Genomic DNA, 5,052 nt, shown 5'->3' on the forward strand with positions numbered 1-5,052 from the left:
ACCACGAGAGGCAATTAGGTAATCTGTGTACAATTCGAATGCGTCGCGTCGTTTCATAACCGAAAGCTAAGACCTTTTAAATTTATTTTGAACTTCTCCTAACAATGGGAAAGCGAAAGGTCAGTTACTTACTCTAACATGCGCAATAACGTAGATAAACGGCTTTTTAGGTTGCGACGGTCGACGATAAAATCAAGAAAGCCATGCTCCAATAGAAATTCTGAACTTTGAAAACCTTTGGGTAGGGTTTTTCCAATGGTTTGCTCAATCACCCGTGGCCCGGCAAAGCCGATAAGTGCCCCCGGCTCAGCAATATTAAAGTCGCCTAACATAGCGTAAGAAGCAGTAACTCCTCCGGTAGTAGGATCGGTCATTAGCGAAATATAGGGAATCTTCGCTTGGTTCAGCAGTGCTAGCTTGGCCGAAGTTTTGGCCATTTGCATTAATGAGAAACCTGCTTCCATCATTCTTGCTCCTCCTGACTTAGAAATCATTAGAAACGGCACTTGATTCTCCAAAGCGTAGTCAATAGCCCGAGCAATTTTTTCCCCTACTACCGAACCCATAGAACCGCCCACAAACGAAAAGTCCATGCAGGCAATAACGATTGGGAGACCTTGCAGCTTACCGTGCGCGGTGCGAACAGCATCTTTAAGTTCGGTTTTCTTTTGAGCGGCTTTTATTCGGTCAGGATAAGGTTTGCTATCTACAAACTCCAGCGGGTCACTTGATTCCAAACTATCATCTAGTTCAGTAAACAGATTATCATCAAATAGCAGCTCGAAGTATTCTTTAGAACCGATTCGTACGTGGTAGCCATCTTCGGGCACTACGTAGGAGTTATTCTTTAGTTCTCGAGTATGAATAATTTTTCCACTGGGGGTTTTAAACCATAGCCCATCGGGAGCTTCTTTCTTTGCTTCAGTGGGAGTTTGAATCCCTTTATCTTTCCTTCGGAACCACGCCATACTAATAGAAACAAGTTGTGCTATTCGTAAACTTAATTAGGACGCGCAAAGTTAGATAGAATTTTTCATTTCCAAAAAATAGGATGAACATGCTTTTACTCACTACTACTATTATGTCCAATAGAGTTGTTTAGCTTGCGGAAAACGACTACTAAGTTCAGTTGTAATAAAGCTACGTAATGCTTGCATTTCGCGCTTCGGCAAAATGAACTTGGTGCCCCCAAACTTATTTCGCTTTGTATCTCGCCGCGTCTCATCTAAATCTAAGGAGGTGTTGGGGTACCATTGCAGTAGTACATCTTTAGAACCCGGTGTGAAGCGATGGGTAATCAGCTCAAACGTAAGGTTGCAATCAAAATTAAGTGCCTCTTCTAAGCGGTCAAATAGTTCGCAGTAGTGTTTCTGCCAATCAGGAATGGGCATAATTGGAGCCAGAACAACCCCAATTGGATACCCGCCCCCGCCGTGCGTTTGCGGTAAAGCCAGCTTGCGTAATGCCTGTAAACGAGCGTGCACCGAAGCTGTACCCCCTTCCAACCGACGGGCAATTGGTTCGGCATTTAAACTGATCCGACAACGTGTATGTCCGTTATGAGGTAAATTTAGCAACTGATCTACCTGATCATACTTCGTCACCCAGCGCAAGCGGGCATTTTCTCTAGTTCCAAAATGCCGAATACTTTCTGCTAAACTTCCAGTAAGGTGCTCAATTCCCAACGGATCAGTATAGCAACTGGCTTCATAGCTCGTAGTCTTGCCCGGTTGCTCGTATTGAACGGTATTTTCCAGAATACTAGGGAGGTTAGCAAATACCCGAACTAGCGGGGGACCCGACAGACTTCCGGCTAAGTAACAGTACTGACAGTGGGCCGGGCATCCTTCGGCCAAGTGATATTGCCAGTCGGCGGAGGGGGGAATGGGCCGCAATTTAAAAGCACTCGGCGGGGCAGTAACTACCGCTAGTGTTCGTTTAGCGGTAGCGTAGGTTTGTCGTTCATTCTCGCCGCGCACCCCGGTAATACGGTTGCTCTTCAGTTTTTCAATCGGCAAATCAAGGTTCTCTAAACGCTGGTACAACTGCTGCCCATATGGTTCATCTAATGCTTTGGGAGTGAACACTACTCGCTTGGGCATCCACAATCGAGGGGAACGAGTGTCTACTTTTTTATCTATTGTAGGTATATCTAAAGTCATGTCGCTAAAAGTTTGTCAGTATTCATATTACTAACAGCACCTAGCTAAAATCGTTACAGTCTTATTTATAATTTTAATAGCAAATTAATAATAAATTTGAGTCAAAGTTGGTGTGAAAATACCATTTTACTAATGAAACTGTAAAATATATATTAAATTTATACACAATGGGGAATTCTATAAGTAGTGGTTTGCGCAATAATTGGCTGCCAAGATACTAGGCGGTTTAAGCGAGCTACAAACCTTATTATTTAGAACTTCCAACTATTACTTATATAAAATGGCAGGCGTATTTGATCTACTTTAGTATTAAAGTAATCTTTTTCTCTCATTAGTGGTGTCCGGTAAAGTAGCCATGTAGTTGATATACAAACAACCCTATTCCGGCCAACACCAGGTACCAATTTACTGCTTTGTAGAAAGCGGGAAACTGTTGGTGTTTTCTAGAAAGCGTTATTATAAAAACAATAGGAATCAACGCCAGCACTTGACCTAGTTCTACCCCTACGTTGAAGCAGAGAATTTTTGCTAAAAACTGACTCTGTCCTATATCAAAAGACTGCAATCGGGTAGAAAGCCCAAAGCCGTGAATGAAACCAAAAAGCCCTACCATAAGCAGCAGATTGGGCGATTGTAACTTCAACTTTTCAAAACCGCCCAAATTTTCAAACCCTTTGTACAAAACACTAAGGGCAATTACTGCATCTACCAAATGTTCATTCGCTGAGATTCCGGCATAAGTTGCCCCTATTAACGTAATACAATGCCCAATTGTAAATACAGTGATGAACTTCAAAATGTCTTTAAAGCTCTTTAAGTAGAATATAACTCCTGCCAGAAAAAGCAGGTGATCGTAGCCGGTAAGCATATGCGTTGCACCGACCCGAATATAAGCCCATAAACCTCCGCTACGCAAGATCTCTTGATCGGCGCTGGTTACATCATGAGCAAACCCTAGAAGCGGAACAAACAATAAGAACAGCAGCAGGGCGCGCTTTGTATGACGGCGCATCCGTTAGTTCTTTTTTCTAAACAAGAAGAACAGCAATCCAACAACTAGTAAGCTGCCAACCACAAAAATCCAGATAGGCAAGCCGCCTTCATCATCGTGGGTGTGGGTGCTTGCATCGTGCTTGTGACTCACTTCAAATGTCAGTGTTGCCCATTTTGACTGATGCGTCAGTTCGTCGCGGTTGGTAACGGTCGTCATGTAAATGCTTCGTAAGTAGTACACGCCCTCTTCTGGCAGATCAACCGTGACAATGCCTTGATCATTGGTGCGTAATTGTTGCCCTCCCGTATGCGTGTGAGTTTCCTCTGCCCCCAACGCATGGGAATGACTATGGTTACTATCGGCATGGTCATGTGCGTGATCACTCTCATTGTGATCAGACGCATGGCTATGCGCACTTGGAAGATAATCAGCGTACACTAGTTGATTGGACAATGGCTCACCCGCTAGTAACAATTGTACGGCTAGTGTTTCGCCATTATATTTTTCGTATGGATTCGCCTGGGGTACAAACTCAATAGGGTAACCTAATACAGTATTCCAGTCGTCGGTTTTAGTGTCACCTACCTGATAGACTGCTTTTACATGTTTTTGATAACCCTCCACGGCATCCTGACCTAGTAAGCTATCGGTAGTACGTTGTTCAAGCATGTCTAACACGCCATCGTGACGAAGGTAGTCATTGAACTTCTCAGCGGTAAGTGCGATGTTTCTTTCTTTCGTAGAGACCCCCGCCACATACGTTCCCGCCTCACCGGTGGTAAAAGCTAATTGTGAAATAGTGCTATCCTGGTCGGTCCATTGATCCGGATTAATTGCCGTCCTGTTGCCTTGAACAACCACAGAAGCATCCAGCATGCGATCACGAGTGATGATGTTTTCGCTCTTTTCAAACGTTCCATTGTACAAACTCAAGGTGGCTTCCTGATTAGGCTGAAGGAAGTAAGTTTCCATTTTTATATACAGATCGTGACTGCACAGCACAACCAGAGCTAACAGTACGTAAAAGGGGCTACGTATGGGATGAAGCGTTAAAGTAGAATGTTCTACTCTAGCAAGTTTCTTGGTAATGGCTCCAATAGGTAATTTCATATTTCTTTTTAAGGATAATTTGTTATTCATTACGCCTAGAGGTAGTCTGTTTTAAAACTACCTTCAATTTTTTAAATGTACGTAATGTAAAACACATAAGAAGGCTTTGCTGAAAAAAGGGTTTATTCTTAGAAGTGCGTGTAATTGACCGATAGACTGCGTTTCGCTTTCTTATAGTCTCAAATACGGTTTTCAATACCTTAGAGAAAGTAGGTAGTGTATTCTTTGATTCCCATCCTAAATTAATGTCTTTTTAGATTGTGGGCCAGTGTGATAAGCCCGAAGTCGGTACTGGCAGCCGGTGCTCCTTTTTTATCAAGATATTGTCAAAGTCCCACTGCCTCTTCATCGTTCCAAACGGGTGCTCTATAAGGGCCTGTCGCTTTTTGTAGGTATCGGGATCAGCGACTACTTTTGCAGCATTCTCCTCTATATAGCTAGTATACTCACTTCTTTGGATGATCTTTCCGTTTTGTTTGGCCGTAGTTCATTGTGCTCTTACTGGGCAGTTTTCGCAAGCCTTGGTCTTGTACTGCTTAAACCGATAGTTACGTGCTTTGTACCAACTGCCATTACTAGATAATGTACTACCCTATGGACAAGTATAGGTGTCAGTCCGGTCATCGTAATTAAAGTTCTCTACGTTATAGGCTGGATCAGGCGCCTGGCTCTTGCGTTCTATGGCAGGGATAGCTACTAATGTATCAATGCCTAATTCATTTGCCGTGCAGAATTCGCTACCAGTGTGGTAGCCCTTTTCATAGAGGGCGGTGAAACTATTTGTTC

5 protein-coding genes are annotated in these 5,052 nt (G+C 43.3%); all 5 read right to left on the bottom strand.

Annotated elements, in window-relative coordinates:
- Positions 1 to 128: 128 nt before the first annotated feature.
- A complete protein-coding gene (gene accD, locus WBA23_RS12010) occupies positions 129 to 968 on the bottom strand; it encodes an acetyl-CoA carboxylase, carboxyltransferase subunit beta (protein WP_424582521.1) in 840 nt (279 codons plus the stop codon).
- 111 nt (positions 969 to 1,079) lie between these two features.
- Positions 1,080 to 2,162, bottom strand: a complete 1,083-nt coding sequence (locus WBA23_RS12015; protein WP_424582522.1) for an SPL family radical SAM protein — start codon at positions 2,160 to 2,162, stop codon at positions 1,080 to 1,082.
- A 331-nt stretch (positions 2,163 to 2,493) separates the two neighbouring features.
- On the bottom strand, positions 2,494 to 3,174 hold the full coding sequence (locus tag WBA23_RS12020) for a HupE/UreJ family protein (protein ID WP_424582523.1): 681 nt from the start codon (positions 3,172 to 3,174) through the stop codon (positions 2,494 to 2,496).
- Positions 3,175 to 3,177: 3 nt separating this feature from the next.
- Positions 3,178 to 4,266, bottom strand: a complete 1,089-nt coding sequence (locus WBA23_RS12025) for a DUF4198 domain-containing protein (protein WP_424582524.1) — start codon at positions 4,264 to 4,266, stop codon at positions 3,178 to 3,180.
- A 592-nt stretch (positions 4,267 to 4,858) separates the two neighbouring features.
- The coding region (locus WBA23_RS12030; protein WP_424582525.1) for a hypothetical protein at positions 4,859 to 5,052 on the bottom strand (194 nt) is incomplete at its 5' end.

Source organism: Tunicatimonas sp. (assembly GCF_049647865.1).
In the GTDB taxonomy this organism is placed as follows: Bacteria; Bacteroidota; Bacteroidia; order Cytophagales; family Cyclobacteriaceae; genus Tunicatimonas.

Coding starts and splice junctions, on each gene's coding strand:
- accD (WP_424582521.1), bottom strand. CDS start 968: ATGGCGTGGTTCCGAAGGAAAGATAAAGGGATTCAAACTCCCACTGAA.
- WBA23_RS12015 (WP_424582522.1), bottom strand. CDS start 2,162: ATGACTTTAGATATACCTACAATAGATAAAAAAGTAGACACTCGTTCC.
- WBA23_RS12020 (WP_424582523.1), bottom strand. CDS start 3,174: ATGCGCCGTCATACAAAGCGCGCCCTGCTGCTGTTCTTATTGTTTGTT.
- WBA23_RS12025 (WP_424582524.1), bottom strand. CDS start 4,266: ATGAAATTACCTATTGGAGCCATTACCAAGAAACTTGCTAGAGTAGAA.